The following is a 14,546-nucleotide window of genomic DNA, read 5'->3' on the forward strand; positions in this document are numbered from 1 at the left end:
GGGAGGGGTGCGCCACACCAGCGTGCGCAGCCGGAGGCCCGCGCCTCGACCCCGGAGCCGTCGTCGAGCGTCAGGCGTCCAGCGCGTCGGCGAGCGCCCCCAGAAGGTGCGCGCCGTCCCCCTGCCACGCGCTCCCGTGCATGCACGCGAGCGTCTTCGGCTGCGCCGCCACGAGGGGCGCGAGGAGCGCGCGGACGTTCCTCGCGTGCGAGAAGTAGTCCATCGGCTTCCGGAAGGCCTCGGAAGGCCCGAGGATGTCGGACGTCGTCAGGGGCGGGTTGGCGGCCCCCCCCTGGGTGAAGAGGTCCCCGCAGAGGAGGGTGGCCGTCGTCTCCTCGAAGAGGTAGCCGCACTCCCAGGCGTGGGGGAGGTGGGGCGCGTCGATCCAGCGGAGGCGGTGCCGGCCGAGCGAGAGCGTCTCGCCGTCGGCAAGGGCCCTCGGCGGGCGGTCGAACGCGTCGCCGTTGATCATGGCGCTGACCCCGCCGCAGAGCGGGACTGCAACGGGAGCCACCGTGAGGAGGTGTGGCATCGCCCCGCACTCGTCCGACTCGAAGTGGGAGTAGCCGACGAAACGGAGCCGCTCCGGCGGGAGGACGCTCGCGATCGCCTCGGCGACGAGCGGGAAGATCGTTCTCGGCCCCGTGTGGAAGAGGAGCGGCTCGTCATCCGCGACGAGATACTGGTTGAAGGAGAAACCCCCGGGGACTGCGGGGAACGGGGTGCTGATGCGGTAGATGCCGTCCGCCACCTCGTCGACCCGGGTGCCGGAGACGGTGTTCGTCACGCCCATGAGACCTCCTTCTCCCCGCGACCGGCGCGGGCTCCGTGGTTCCGGGCTCGGGCGGCGCGGGAGCCTCCGCGTGCCGCCGCCCTCACGCCCCGTCTTGGATCTCGGCCTCGACGAGCTTGGCGAGGAGCACGAGCGACTCCTGCCAGCCGAGATAGCAGGCCTCCGTCGGGATCGCGTCGGGGACCCCTTCCTGCGTGATTTCCAGCTCGGTCCCGCAGGAGACCTTCTTCAGCGCGACCGTCACCTGCATCGCGCCCGGGAGATTCGGGTCGTCGAAGGCATCCGTGTAGCGAATCCGTTCGCCGGGGACGAGCTCGAGGTACGTCCCGCCGAAGGAGTGGCTCGACCCGGTGGTGAAGTTCGTGAACGACATCCTGTGGGAGCCCCCCACGCGCGCGTCCATCGCGTGGACCTTCCCGGTGAAGCCGTTCGGCGGGAGCCACTTCACCATCGCGTCCGGGTCGAGGAACGCCCGGTACACGCGGTCGGGCGAGGCGCGGAGGACGCGGTGGAAGCGGATGGTGTTCGGCATGTCGGGGCTCCTTTCCGTGACAGGGGCCTGCCTCAGGGGCGAGCCGCCCTCTCCAGGATGACGTGCGTCGCGTGCTCGGACGCGACGTGGCGCGTGCAGGCGTAGCCGAGCGCGCGGAGGTCGATCTCCTCGAAGAGCCGCTCGCCGGCGCCGAGGAGGACGGGGGCGATCGCGAGGTGCAGCTCGTCGACGAGCCCCTCGCGCAGGTACTGCCGGATCGAGGCCGGGCCGCCCCCGAGGCGGACGTCGCGGCCCTGCGCCGCTTCCCGCGCCCGCTCGAGCGCCTCGTGGATCCCTCCCGTCACGAAGTGGAACGTCGTTCCGCCCTCCATCGCGAGCGGAGGCCGCGCGTGGTGCGTCAGGACGAAGACCGGGACGTGGTAGGGCGGGTCCTCGCCCCACCAGCCTCTCCAGCTCCCGTCGGGCCACGGGCCGCGGACCGGGCCGAACATGTTCCGGCCCAGGATCCAGGCGCCGACATTCTCGAACCCGCGCGCGACGAAGTCGTCGTCGAGGCCCGTCGTCCCGCCATCGCTGCCGAAGACCTTCCGCCGGAGCGTCCGGGTCGGGAAGGCCCAGGCGTGGAGCTGGGCGCCTCCGAACCCGAGCGGGTTCTCGAGGCTCTGGCGGGGCCCGGCGCCGAACCCGTCGATCGAGATCGAGAAGGAAGCGACCCTCAGCTTCGTCATCGACGTCACCTCCGAGGCACGTTCGAGGAAAGAGGTTCCCGTGGGAGATCCCGCTTCATCCCGTTTCCAGGGCCCCCGCCGTCGGCCGGGCTCCTCTCGATCGATGGGGCGGTTGCGAGCCTATCTCAGGTGGCTTCTCCTCGGGGAGCCCGCGCGGTGAGGAGAAGGGCTCCCTTCGGCCGCTCCGGAAGGGCCCTCGACCTGGCGGCGCACCCTCCCCACGGCGGACTCTCGGCGGGGAACCCGAGGGTGTCGGGCGATCGCTATAGTAGAAAATCAAGACCTGACCCCATTCTCTCCGAACCGGAAGGGCGCGGGCTGCGTATCTCCGCTCCGGGAGGTGGCGAAATGAGCCACGGCATGCGGAACAGGGCGGTCCTCGCGGGAATCCTCGGAGCGCTGCTCCTCGCGCCCTCCGCTCTCGGGCAGGCCTTCTTCCCCGGCAACGACGAGATCCGGCGCCGGCTCGACGAGCGCCTCGCGCGCGGCGGGGGCGTCGGCGTCGTGGTCGGGCTCCTCGATGCCGGCGGGACGCGACGTTTTGTCGCCGCGGGGACCTCGGGGAGCGGAGTCCCTCTCGACGAGCACGCCCTCTTCGAGATCGGCTCGATCACGAAGACCTTCACCGCGACCCTTCTCGCCGACATGGTCGCGCGCGGCGAGGTCGCCCTCGACGACCCGGTCGCGAAGTACCTTCCCGCAGGGACGCGTGTCCCGGACCGAGGGGGGAAGGCGATCACCCTCGCGACGCTGGCCACTCACACGTCGGGGCTTCCCCGGATGCCGACGAACTTCCGGCCGGCCGACCCGAAGGACCCGTTCGCCGACTACACCGTCGCCCGCCTCTACGAGTTCCTCGCCTCGTACGAACTGACGCGGGACCCGGGCGAGTCGTGGCTCTACTCCAACATCGGCTACGGCCTTCTCGGCCACGCGCTCGAACGGCGGGCGGGCACGCCGTACGCGACGCTCGTCGCCCAGCGCCTCCTCGGCCCGCTGGGGATGAAGGAGACGTCCGTCGGCTTCTCGCCGGCACTCCAGAAGAGAGCCGTCCAGGGCTTCGACGACGCGTTCGCGCCCGCGCCGATGTGGGACCTCGGGACTCTGCCCGCCGCAGGCGCGATCCGATCGACCGCGGCCGACATGCTCGCCTTCGCGGCGGCGAACCTGTTGCCGGGCGGCGACCGGCTCCACGGAGCGATGCGGGTGGCGCACGTGCCGCGCGTCCCGATGAAGGAGGGCCAGCAGGTGGGCCTCGCCTGGATGGTCGGGAGACCCGGCGCGCGGACGATCACCTGGCACTGGGGCGGCACCGGCGGGTTCCGGACCTACCTCGGGCTCGACCTCGAGGCCCGCCGGGCGGTCGTCGTCCTGACGAACGCGTCGCAGATGTGGAACGACTTCGGGCACAACCTCCTCGACCCGGAGGCCCCGCTCGCGCCCGCCTCGGCCGACGGGCTCTTCGCGAAGCTCGTCCGCGACGAGGGGCTCGATGCGGCCCTGGCGCGCCTGCGCCAGCTGAAGGCGAAGGAGCCGTCGGCCTGGACGTTCGAGGAAGCCCACTTCAACGCGGCGGGATACCGGCTCCTCGGGGAGAAGCGCGCGGCGGACGCGGTGAAGGTCTTCACGCTGAACACCGAGCTCTTCCCGCTGAACGGCAACCCCTGGGACAGCCTCGGCGAGGCCCTTCTCGCCGCCGGCGAGAAGGAGAAAGCGATCGCCGCCTACCGCCGCTCCGTGGAGCTCGACCCGAAGAACGTCAACGGCATAGAGGCGCTCGAGAAGCTGACGAAAGCGCCCTGACGGGCTGCGACGGCCGAGGCTCCTGGACTCGCGGTTCTGGGATCCCGGTGCCTCAGCTCACGCCCCGAACTCCGCCGGCGTCAGCTCCTGGAGGTACTTCGTCAGGAGGCGGTGCTTGGCGAGGCGCGCCTTGCCGGACTTCTGGTAGAGGGCGAAGCGGTCCTCGAGGGGACGGATCGTTGGAAAAAGCGGGACGAGGGCACCGCGGTCGAGCTCTCCCTTGACGCTGTAGCTCGGCGCGAGAAGGACGCCGAGGCCGCTCGCCGCGGCGGTGATGAGGCCGCGGAGGTGGTTGATGGCGACGACGCGGCCGAAGGAGGGGCGGCGGCTCTTCGGGAAGGCGCCGAGGAAGCGCTCCCACCAGGCGCACCCCTTGTCTATGGAGAGGACGGCGCAGCGGGCGAGGTCGGCCGGCTCCTCGATCCGGTGCGCCGCGAGGTAGTCGGGCGCGCAGGCCACCATGAACGCCTCGCGGAAGAGGGGCGTCCTCTCGAGGTCGGGGCTGGCGTGCGTGACGCAGTCGATGGCGAGGTCGAGGTCGTCGCGCAGGAGCGGCGTCAGGAGGTCGTGCGAGAGGACGAAATCCATCTCGATCCCGGGGTTCGCCTCGAGGAACGGCCGGATGTGGCGCATCAGAACGCTCGTCCCGAACTCCACCGTCGCGCCGAGGCGAATCCGCCCCTCGGCGCGCTGCCGCTCGCGCCGGAGCTCCTCCTCGGCGGCCTCGAGCGTCGCGAAGACCCGCTCGCACGCTTCGCGGAGGATCTCTCCCTCGGGCGTCGGGACGACCTTCCGTCCGCGCCGGTCGAGGAGCCGGACCTTCGCAGAGCGCTCGAGCTTGGCGACGGCGTGGCTGACCGCGCTCTGCGTCAGGTGGAGGCGAGTGGCCGCGGCCGAGAAGCCGCCGAACCGGGCGACGGCGTGGAAGGCGCGGAGCTGCTGGAGGTCGAGCCCTGCCATCCATGAATTGTATCGATTGGAGGAATGAGGACAATGAGCCCTGTTTCTTCGAAGGTCCGTCGCATGACTCGCCCGCGGGTCTCGGCCTCGAAGAGCGAGACGGTGCACTGAACGCCCAACCCATCGTCCGCCGCCCCGGGTTCCCCGCGAGCAGCTTCCGGGAGACGGAGCCGCCCGCGCTCCCGCCTCACCTCTCGAAGTCGATCCGGCCCACCTCGTCCCACGGGACGTAGGTCTTCTTCCCTCCGGCCAGGACGAAGATCCCCGCGTTGCGCTCGGTGACGTCCGCGGACTCCTCGAGGACGAGCTCCTCCTTCGCGCCGCGGAACGTGACCCGCGTGCGGCGTCCGCCCGAGGGGGCGACCGAGGCGATCTGAGCGAACGGGATGCTGTACGTGATCCCGTCCTGGTCGCCGTCGAGCATCTCCCACCCGCGGCTCTCGTCGACGTCGAAGACGACGTTTCCCCTGTGGGTCTTCCCGTCGCGCGTCGTCACCGTTCCGCGGAGCGGTCCGAGCGCCGGGAACTCGTCGGTGCCGGGGCCCGAGCCGCCGTCCTCGAAGTCGACCCTCTCGAATGCGGACCACGGGACGAGGACGCGGCCGAAGCGCGGGTCGTCGACGAAGAGGCCCCGGTTGTCGTCGTCGACGTCGTTCGTCCCGCGGAGGACGACGTCGCGCCCGTCCTTGAGGAAGACTCTCGAGGCGCGCCACCCCTCCCGCTCGATCGCGCGGATCTTCCCCATCTCGACCTTCATCTTCCCGTCGTCCGAGCTGCCGTCGAGGACGTCGGTGGCGAGGCACTCCTCCTTGTCCCACTGCAGGGTCCCGCGGAACGTCCCGGCCTCCGTCTTCACGGTGCCGAAGAGCCGCGCCGGGACTCCCGTGAGCTCGGCCGGGGCTGGCCTGAACTCGATGCGACCGATCTTGTCCCACGGGACGCGGACCTCCCCGAGGGAGGCGTCCCAGACCGTGATCCGCGCACCGACGTCGTTGGAGCCGTCGCCGAACCGCACCTCCTCGCCGTCCTTCGTCACGAAGGTCCCGCCGCCTGCGCCCGAGGGAACGATCGCCTTCAGGTCGCCAAAGCGGACGACGAGCTGTCGGTTCGTGTCCGACCAGCGAATGCCGACGGGGATACCGAAGACCCTCATCGGCTCGCTGGAGTCCCGGTGCTTGCGCGGGATCTCGCCGACGAGAGGTCGCTCGTCCTTCGTCGCGTTGAAGTGATCGGTCCAGAACGCCTCCTCGTTCCCCCACCGGAGGCGCCCCTCGTACTTCGTCCCGCTCTTCGTCAGGACGTTTCCATAGAGGTACCCCTTCGCGTCGGACCCGCGAAGCTCGGGCGCGGCGGCGAAGGCGAGGGAGAGGATGGGGAGGAGGGCGAGGCTTCGGGCGGACTTCATGGCGTGTCTCCTCGGTTCAGGAAGCGAGCGGGATGGGCGTGCGGCCGCCGCGCACGGGCTCGCCGTCCTCGGTGTCGCCCTCCCCGGCTTCGGGGCCTTCGGTCGTGGGCGCATGGGGCTCCGCGGGCTCGTCGAAGCCCTCCCGGCGGAGGACGAACCTCAGGACCCGTTCGGTCTCGCGGTGGTAGCGGCTGTCGGCCGAGAGGATCTCGGCGATAAGGGAGAGGAAACGTTCGTCGGTCATCCGGCCCCGGGCTCCCTCGACGACGATCTCGCGCCCGGCGGTCGGCGAGGTCGTCGGGGACGGTGGGGTCGGGGAGGGCTCGCGGAACCGGGCGACGCCGAGGGCGGCCGCGAGGACCACCGCGGCGGCGAGGCCGAGGGCCTTCAGCGATCGCGGGGCGAAGAGCCTCCGGGAACGCGCGGCAGGGGAGGGCCCTGCGCCGGCGATCCGTTCCCAGGCGGCGTCTGTGGCGGGCGGAGCCGGCGCCGCGAAGAGGCGTTCGGAAAGACGTCGTGTGCCAACGTAGAACAGGCGGCACGACTCGCAGGAGGCGAGGTGGTCGACGGCCGGGAGGCACGCGGGGAACGGGAGCTCCCCGTCGAGGAATGCGGAGATCTCCAGGGCGTGAGCGTCGCAGCGCTCGGACGGGGCCAGCGGCATCATGTCGGGCTTCCTCCCCGGTAGGGGCCCAGGGCGTCGACGAGGCGTCGCCGGGCGCGGTAGACGTGGACCTTGACCTGGGCGAGCGTCGTGCCGGTGGCCCGCGCCACCTCCTCGTACGAGAAGCCCTCGAGGGCGGCCAGCTCGAAGGCCCTCCTGTGGGCGGCCGGGAGGTCGGCGAGGGCTCGAGTGAGGGCGTCCGAGAGGAAGCGGAACGACGCTTCCTCGTGGGGCCCCGGACGGTTTCGCCGGGAGACCGTCGAGGTTGCCGGGAGCGGTTCCCGCAGGCGCTTCGACGGGTCGTGGGCGACGGAGCCGGTTCAGGGAAAGGTGCTTCGCGGTCGCCATGAGATAGGACCGCAGGTTCTCGATTCGCTCGGGCGGCCCGGACCGCATCACCCTCAGGAACGTCTCCTGGAGGAGGTCTTCGGCCTCCTCGGGCGGGACACGGCGCTTCAGGAACCCGAGGACGGGGCCGGAGTGGGCGGAGAACGCCGCCCTCCACTCCGACGGTTCGCCATTCTGGAGCTCGAGAGCGTGCATCTGGACTCCTAGGACACCCGGGGCGCCAGAAAGTTACAGCGGATCGCCGGCCGGGAGACCGGGCGGCGCCGGGCAGGCCGGTACGCGAGGAATCACTACCTCAGCCGCGTCGCGCGGGCGAACTGGTCGTCGAAGCGCCGGGGATAGGGGACGAGGAAGCGCTTCGCGCGAAACGGCGCCGTCTGACGTACGGCATTGAAGCCGGCCGCCGTGACGATTCGCTCGGCCCCGGCGTAGAGAGCCGTCGCGGGGAAAGCGTTGCGCCACGACACGTCCGGCGGAAGGTCCCGCGGCCTTTCCGGAGAGGCGACCACGATGCGTGCCTCGCTGCCGGCGGCCCGAAGAAGCTCCCGCGCGCAGGCGACGAGGTCGTTCGTCTCCTCGTCGGGGCCGCTGTGAACGACGAGGGCGTAGGGGTACCCGACAGGCTCCGCCGGGGTGGAGGGAGGGTCGACGAGGTCGAGGTGACGGGTTTCGACCGAGGCCGCCTCGAGCGCGCGCCGATGGTCGTCGTGCAACTCCTCGAGGACGAAGGTCTTCTCGAATCGGGGGAGAAGAGGGGAGGTGTCGGCCGAGTACCGCTCCCAGCGGAGGAGACGGGCGACGTGCCAGAGCGCGAGGCCGGAGGGGAGGCTCCACTCGGCGAGCTCGCCGAGGAGGCCGGCCGGGAAGGCGTCGACGACGAGGCGGCTCGCGCCGAGGTCCGCGATCGCCCGCTCGAGGAATGCACGAAGGCCCTCGCGGTCGCCGTCGAGCTCCGCCGGGACGTGGACGACGGGGAGGCCCCCGGTGACCCGCGGGTCGCCCGCGAGCCGCGACGAGGTGAAGAGGGTCGCCTCCCTTTCGAGGCCGAGGGTGTGGAGGAAGGCGCGGGCCCGCGTCAGGTGCCCGAGCCCGCCCCCCATCGCGTAGTAGAGGAGCATCGGCCCCGGCGTCAGCGGCGGCGCGCGAGGATCTCCGCCATCAGGATCGCCCGGTGCTCCTCGGGGATCCGGTCGAGCGCGAGGACCCCGAAGGCCGCGGACCGCCGCCGCGGGGAAGCGCATTCCCACAGCCTGGCGCCGGCGGCACCCTTCACCTTCGTCTTGTCCGGGTAGAAGCGCACCTCGGCGATCTCCTTGTCGGACGCGTCGACGACCTTGACCTTGTCCTCGTACTTCGTCTTCAGCGACCAGGGGTTCGCGTTCTCCTCGTTGTCGCTGACCTTGATCTTGTCCTCGGCGATCTTGACCTTCCAGAGGAGCTTGCCGTCGGTGGTCCGGAGCTTGAAGCCGCCGTCGCCCGCCTTCACCTCGAGGAGCTGCGGGCCGCCCGAGGCGCGGCGGTACTTCCGCTTGTCGCCCTTGGGGTCGCCGACGAGGCGGTCGCCGTTCGGAAGGACGATCTCGAGCGCATTCCCTTTCTCGACGACGGTGATGCTCTTCGATCCACCGGAGGAGCGGACGACGACGGTGTTCGGGTCGGGTGGGGAAACGGGCGTGACGGCGGCGGCCGGGAGGGCGGCGACGAGAAGGGACAAGGCGAGGAGGAAGGTGGGACGGGTCTTCATGGCTCAGCTCTCCGTGTGCGCGTTCGCGGTGGCCGGCCGGAGGGTGCGGCCGGCGGTTTCCGTCAGGAGCTTCACGTACCGCGAGGCCTCGGCCTCGTGGTGGAAGTCGCGGAGGATCGTGGCTCGCAGGCGCTCGCCCATGCGGCGCAGCGCCTCGAGGGGCATTCCGGCGAGCTCGACGAGCGCGCGGCGGCACTCGTGGACGTCGCCGGGAGGGAACGTCAGGCCGTTCTCGCCGCCGGTGAGGAGGTCGGCCATGCCGCCGGCCGTCGAGGCGACGGACGGGACGCCGAGCGCCCCGGCTTCGAGGAGGACGTTCGGCATGCCGTCGTAGAACGAGGATGACGACGGCGTCGCACGCGGCGTAATAGGGGAGGAGCTCGAAGCGGTCGACGAACGGGACGTGCGTCCACGAGACGGCCGACGCGATCGACGAGAGGTGCGCGATCATCTCCGGCTCGGCGTCGCCGACGATGAGCAAATGGAGCCGTCCGTCGACGCCCGCGCGCCGGAGCGCGTCGAGGAAGAACGCCCCTCCCTTCTTCAGCTTGAGGTGGCCGAACATCCCGAGCACGCGCTTGCCCTCGCTCACGTGATCGGCCCGCCATCGCGCGGCCCGCTCGAGGTCGTGAGGACGAGGGACCATTCGGCCGGGTCGATGCCGTTGGGGATGAAGCGGACGTCGGCCGCAGGGTAGAGCGCGGAGACCTTCCGCAGATGGTCGCGAGAGACGGTGGCGACGGCGGCGGAGCGGGCGAGGGCGTCCCTCAGCGCCCACCCGCGCCGGAGCGAGAAGAGGCCCGTGTCGAAGTCGTTGCCGCGCAGGAGCGTCACGAGAGGAACGCTGAGCCATGCCGCGAGGGCAGGTCCGGCGAGGACGGGCGTGGCCCTCCGAACGCGACGACGTGGGACGGCGCGTCGGGAAGGCGGCAGACCTCGTTCCAGAGGAGGTTGATCGCGTGCGACGGGTCGTCGTCGAAGGGGAACGCGAGAAGGACACCCCCCTCCTGCCGCTCCAGCCGGGGCCTGTGCTCCTTGCGCCCGAAGTGTGCGACGTCGACGGAGAGGCCCGCGGAACGGAGGAGCGGACGATCCGGTCGCACGACTGCGCCATCCCGCCCCGGTCGGGCGGGTAGTTCTCGGTGAGGACGAGCGGCCGCAACGTCAGCTGTCCCCGAACCCCGCGCCGCCGTCGTCAGTCTCGGTTTCCGCCGGCCTCCGTCTCGTCGAAGGAGCGGGTGTCGTAGCTGTCGTAGTAGCGGTTGTAGTGCGAGCCGGTGTAGAGCGGGTGATAGCCGGAGGAATAGAAGCGGTGGCGCGCGCCGTAGGTCCACTCGTCGTCGAGGGCGGGGTCCTCGGCGGCACCCTTCGGGTGAGTTTGCTCCTCGCCGGGCTGCTGCGCAGAGCGCGCGTGGCAGTCGAGGCACTGCGAGAAGCCGCTCGCCGGCGAGAGGTGCCGGGAGCAGACCGTGCGGCCGCACCCGGAGCAGGAGCCGGCCGGCGCCCCGTCGCAGTCGCGGAGGGAGAAGAACCCGCTCTTGCACTCGCAACCCGTCATGACGCGCTCCCCTCCGCGACCGCCGGCCGGACGCGCTTGTAGGCCTCGGAGATGATGTCGAAGATCTCCCGGGGATCGATCGGGTCGATCGATTTCGCCTTGACCCGTTTCGCGAGGCGGAAGGTCGTCCGCTTCGCCTCGCGGACCTTGACCTTCTCGCCCTCGTCCGCCGGGAGGTTCGTCACGGCGTACTCCTTGTGCGGGAGGGCGACGGTGACGGAGATCGTCGTGCGCTTCTCGTACTTCGTCTTCGTCTTGATTTTCCTCGCGGTCCTCTTCGTCCGCTGGCTCTCGACGACTTCGTCGGTCACGTCCCATTGCAGGAGGCTCCCGTCGACGAGGCGGGTGCCGCCGCCGAACCACGGGTCGACGTACGTCGTGTCGACGACCTTGTGGTAGATGCCTCGCTCGTACGGCTTCCCGGTCCCCCGTCTTCTTCGCCTTGGCCGTCGGGGACGAGAGGTCGAGCCGCACGTTCATCGTCGCGCCCGGCTCCATGTCCTCCTTGAGGACGGCGAAGACGGCATCGCGACCTGCCGGAAGTTGTTCGAGAGGTCGAGCTTCCGGAGTCTGAGGACGGTCACGAGGAGGAAGACCGCACCGCCGAGGGCGGCGACAGAGAGCGGGAGCAGGAAGAACGAAACGTTGGCCGCCACGACGAGGAGGACGAGCGAGAGGACGAAGAGAGCCGCCGTGGAGCAGCCCATCGGCATCCGCTCCTTGTCGCTCAGCCGGTCGTACTCGGCGATCGGCCGCAGGAGGTCGATGAGACCCGGGGTTCGCATTCGCCGGAGACCCGCTTCGTCTCCAGAAGCGCCTTCTGCTCAGGCGAGAGCGACCGGAACGCCTTGAGAGCCTTGAACATGCTCGTCCTCCGGGGTCGGGTTCGTGACCGGTGATGCCGCTGCGGCGGGCCGCAGCGAGCGGTAGACGTCCTTGAGAAGGGGCGACGGAGCGGTCCCAGGAAAGCTCACGTTCGGCCTTCTCCCGCGCGACCGGGCCATCTCTTCCCGGAGCCCGGGAAAGTGGAGGAGGAGGCGGATGGCTCGAGGCGAGCTCGGCGGGCCGGTCGGGAGCGACGAGCCGCCCCTCGACGCCGTCCGTGACGATCTCCCTGACCGGCGGGAGGTCGGAGGCGACGACCGGGACGCCCGCGGCGATCGACTCGAGGATCTTCAGCGGGGCGCATCCCTGTTCCACGTTGCGCGAGCAGGCGCGGAGGGTGACGGAGAGGAGGGCGTTCGAGAGCCACGGCGCGAGCTCCGACTGCGGGAGCCTCAGCGCCAGGGACCCGTTCACCCAGCCCGAGCTTCTCCGCCAGCTTCTCGGCAGCGCGCCGGGCGCGACCGCACCGGAGCCGCAGACGACGAGGCCGGAGCTCTTCCGGGTCGGCGAGGCGGGCAAATGCACGCAGGAGCGGTCGACGCCCTCTCCGCCCGGGGACTGGAGCGCGGCAAGTAGATCAGGTAGGCATCGGGGCCTCGAAGGGACGGGGGGCCGTGGGACGGGGTCCGCGCCGTTCGTCACGACGTCGATCTTCGAGGAGGGGACGCCCTGCTGCGACGAAGCCACGCGTCGTCCGGGAAGGGGTGACGATCCGGTTGGCGGCGTCGAGGCAGAAGCCCTCGGCGGCACGGATCTTCTCGAGGTCCGCGGGGCGATCGAGGGGCGTACGGCAGCTCCGATGGATGGAAGGCGTTGACCTCGAAGACGGTCGCGTACCGGTGGGGACCCTCGAGGATCGGGACGCCGGACCACGGGTCTCGGAAGTGGCGAACCTGCGAGGTCGTCGCCCGCCCCGTCGAGAAGACGCGAGAGGTGCTGTCCGAAGGCGACTGCCCGGTCGAGGAAGTTCGGGAGGCGCACAGAAGCGGACGATCTCCACGTCCTCCTCGACCTGGTGGACGGGGAGCCGCTCGTCCCCGACGACGTAGAGGAGGCCGCCGCCGTACTCCTCGCGAAGACGCGCCGGGCGAAACGGGCGATGTGCGTCGACGCGCCTTTCGGGTCGGAAAGCGATCAAACGCCGCATAGAGCGCGCGGGGGCGGTTCACGAGGACCAGGAGTTTGTGGGGCGGGCAAGTGGAGGTCGGAGGAGCGGGCAAGGGGCTGGGCGGTGGAACGGGATCTGTCAGGAACGGGAGCTCGGCGCGGCGCCTCGCGCTGCTGGGGAGGGGGGAGAGGGGTGGAAAAGTCCCTCCCGCCGAGCACCTCGCGTACCTGGGGGCGACGGAGCGGACGTGGAGTCGCGCTGCGGGAAGGGGACCTCGATCTCTGCCTTTTCGAGCCTCCTCGCTCACGGCCCTCTTCAGGTTCGCTGAGGACCTTGGGGAATCTTCCAGCATCTTCACCCAGAGGCGGAGCCTCCAGTCCGTGGGGGCTCTCGCCGAACGACTGGAAGAACGCCTCGGGGAGCGGGTCCGGGAGACGCCCGCGTCCGTCGCGCGGCCGCGAGGAGCGCCTGCGCTGTGATCTCGAGAGGCGAGCCGTAGGCGACGCCGACGGGGACGTCGAAGCGCCGGTTTGGGTTCGAGCCGGTCAGTTGGTGACGGCCTTCGAGATCAGGTCGGCGTACCGGACGATGACGTCCGCCCGTCGAGCGTGTGGACCGTCGCGCCCGGATGCCGATCTGCGTCACGTCCCCGCTGCGCCGGCGACGTCGACGGCGTCCCCGACCTCGATAGGACGCTGAAGGAGGATAAGCGAAGATGAAGTTGCTCACGATGTTCTGGAGGCCGAAGCCGACGCCGACCCCGAGGGCGCCCGCGGGGGCGAACGTCGTCAGGTCGATGCCGAAAGCGGCGCCAGACGCGGGACGAACCCGCGAGTACGAGGTAACGGGTCGTCCCAGATCGCGACGGCCGTTCCTCTCCGGAGGTCGAGCCGCGGCAGGACCTCCTCCGCCATGAGGAACTGGAGGAGCCGGGAGGCGAGGACGCGACCAGAGGACGAAGAAGCCGAGATGGGACCGGCCGATGTCAGAGACCGACCCGAAGGTGTCTTTACGGCGAGGACCGCGTCGAGGATCCGCCGAAGCGGGATTCCGAGACCAAATGCGCGGATGGAGAGAACGCCGCAGCTGCGATCGCCGAGACTTCTGGGGCCTTCCTGCACGTCGCATAAACGAGGTCGGCGTTCGACCGGACCATGTAACAGGCTAGGCCGGGCCCGGGCGAGCGTGCGGAACTGGGCGGAGACGACGAGGTAGATACGCGCGATCGGGATGATCCGCGAGGGTGCCAGGCGCGCCGTCGCTCAGGATGGTCATGACCCGACCCACCCGAGGAAGCTGCCGGAAGTAGCGCGACTCCGGGCAGAACGACGAGGAGCCGGGTCTGGCAACAGGAGCGTCCACACTCTGTCTCCGACCGCGGAGCCCGACGAGGCAGCCCCGGTGAAGATGGGAATCCGAGGAGGACTGCGAAGCTTAACGGTCTGGAGGATCAAACCAAGGCAGTCGGTCACGGGGAGGGCCGTCATGGCGCTCGTGAAGGGGAGCGAGGGCGAGCGAGGCCGCGGAGACGCAGACAGTGCGCTGACGTCCGGGACCGGGCATCCTCGTGACGACCCATGCTGCCGCCGGCGCGGAAAACCGGGCGAGGTCGTAGACGACGAGGGGGGCCTCGGGCGAGAGGTGACGAGGGGGCGAGACCGTGACCGGGGTCGCGCCGCGGCGGGCGGGACTCTCCATGACCCGTAGGGTCGCGACCGCAGCAGGTCGCTCGCCGCGCGCTATCGCCGCTCCCGGACGGAGACGGTGAAGAAGAACGATCGTCCCGCCGAAGAAGATGATCGTGACGAGGAGGAGGCGCTGCAGGTTGGGTTAGCCTGCTGGGACGCGTCAGGACGTCCCGGACAGACGATCCCGCCGTGGCGGTCAGGGCCTCCCCACCCGGGAACCGGAGGTTCCAGATCCGGTTCCCTCGGCCGACGCGAGAGAGCTGCCGGCGCGACTCGACGAGGCGCGACTCCATCTCGGCCTTCATCGCGGCAACGCTTCCGCGGGCCTCGGCGGAAACTTGTCGACGAGCACGAGGATGTCGGTGCCAC

14 protein-coding genes are annotated in these 14,546 nt (G+C 70.6%); 1 reads left to right on the forward strand and 13 read right to left on the reverse strand.

Annotation, left to right across the window (positions count from 1 at the left end):
• Positions 1-70: 70 nt before the first annotated feature.
• The 3 genes from IPN03_11860 to IPN03_11870 all read right to left on the reverse strand — a co-directional run bounded on the left by IPN03_11860 (position 71) and on the right by IPN03_11870 (position 2,014).
• Entirely contained in the window at positions 71-793 is a 723-nt protein-coding gene (locus IPN03_11860; GenBank protein MBK9374396.1) for an MBL fold metallo-hydrolase, read from the reverse strand.
• Between the two features lie 82 nt (positions 794-875).
• Positions 876-1,325: an SRPBCC family protein gene (locus tag IPN03_11865; GenBank protein MBK9374397.1), complete on the reverse strand. Its 450-nt coding sequence runs from the start codon at positions 1,323-1,325 to the stop codon at positions 876-878.
• Positions 1,326-1,357: 32 nt separating this feature from the next.
• Positions 1,358-2,014: a dihydrofolate reductase gene (locus IPN03_11870; protein ID MBK9374398.1), complete on the reverse strand. Its 657-nt coding sequence runs from the start codon at positions 2,012-2,014 to the stop codon at positions 1,358-1,360.
• 348 nt (positions 2,015-2,362) lie between these two features.
• On the opposite strand from IPN03_11870, the gene IPN03_11875 reads away from it, so the two are divergent.
• The gene (locus tag IPN03_11875; GenBank protein ID MBK9374399.1) at positions 2,363-3,817 is read left to right on the forward strand and encodes a class A beta-lactamase-related serine hydrolase; all 1,455 of its coding nucleotides are present in this window, start codon (positions 2,363-2,365) and stop codon (positions 3,815-3,817) included.
• Between the two features lie 57 nt (positions 3,818-3,874).
• Here the strand turns inward: IPN03_11875 and IPN03_11880 are convergent, their stop codons facing one another.
• The 10 genes from IPN03_11880 to IPN03_11925 form a co-directional block, all read right to left on the reverse strand.
• Positions 3,875-4,777, reverse strand: a complete 903-nt coding sequence (locus IPN03_11880) for a LysR family transcriptional regulator (GenBank protein MBK9374400.1) — start codon at positions 4,775-4,777, stop codon at positions 3,875-3,877.
• 187 nt (positions 4,778-4,964) lie between these two features.
• The gene (locus IPN03_11885; GenBank protein MBK9374401.1) at positions 4,965-6,182 is read right to left on the reverse strand and encodes a hypothetical protein; all 1,218 of its coding nucleotides are present in this window, start codon (positions 6,180-6,182) and stop codon (positions 4,965-4,967) included.
• A gap of 16 nt (positions 6,183-6,198) precedes the next feature.
• Complete coding sequence (locus IPN03_11890; protein ID MBK9374402.1) at positions 6,199-6,849, reverse strand: hypothetical protein; 651 nt, start codon at positions 6,847-6,849, stop codon at positions 6,199-6,201.
• A complete protein-coding gene (locus IPN03_11895; GenBank protein ID MBK9374403.1) occupies positions 6,846-7,133 on the reverse strand; it encodes a hypothetical protein in 288 nt (95 codons plus the stop codon). The genes IPN03_11890 and IPN03_11895 overlap by 4 nt, the downstream gene beginning before the upstream one ends.
• Positions 7,134-7,484: 351 nt before the next feature.
• On the reverse strand, positions 7,485-8,312 hold the full coding sequence (locus tag IPN03_11900) for a hypothetical protein (protein ID MBK9374404.1): 828 nt from the start codon (positions 8,310-8,312) through the stop codon (positions 7,485-7,487).
• An 11-nt stretch (positions 8,313-8,323) separates the two neighbouring features.
• Entirely contained in the window at positions 8,324-8,938 is a 615-nt protein-coding gene (locus IPN03_11905) for a hypothetical protein (protein ID MBK9374405.1), read from the reverse strand.
• Between the two features lie 3 nt (positions 8,939-8,941).
• Positions 8,942-9,262: a glycosyltransferase family 4 protein gene (locus IPN03_11910; GenBank protein ID MBK9374406.1), complete on the reverse strand. Its 321-nt coding sequence runs from the start codon at positions 9,260-9,262 to the stop codon at positions 8,942-8,944.
• Between the two features lie 264 nt (positions 9,263-9,526).
• Entirely contained in the window at positions 9,527-9,883 is a 357-nt protein-coding gene (locus tag IPN03_11915) for a glycosyltransferase (protein ID MBK9374407.1), read from the reverse strand.
• Complete coding sequence (locus IPN03_11920) at positions 9,769-10,041, reverse strand: hypothetical protein (GenBank protein MBK9374408.1); 273 nt, start codon at positions 10,039-10,041, stop codon at positions 9,769-9,771. Before IPN03_11920 ends, IPN03_11915 begins: the two co-directional genes overlap by 115 nt.
• Positions 10,042-10,133: 92 nt before the next feature.
• Positions 10,134-12,482, reverse strand: a complete 2,349-nt coding sequence (locus tag IPN03_11925; GenBank protein ID MBK9374409.1) for a glycosyltransferase — start codon at positions 12,480-12,482, stop codon at positions 10,134-10,136.
• Positions 12,483-14,546 lie beyond the last annotated feature (2,064 nt).

The organism is Holophagales bacterium (assembly GCA_016719485.1).
Classification (GTDB): Bacteria; Acidobacteriota; Thermoanaerobaculia; order UBA5066; family UBA5066; genus UBA5066.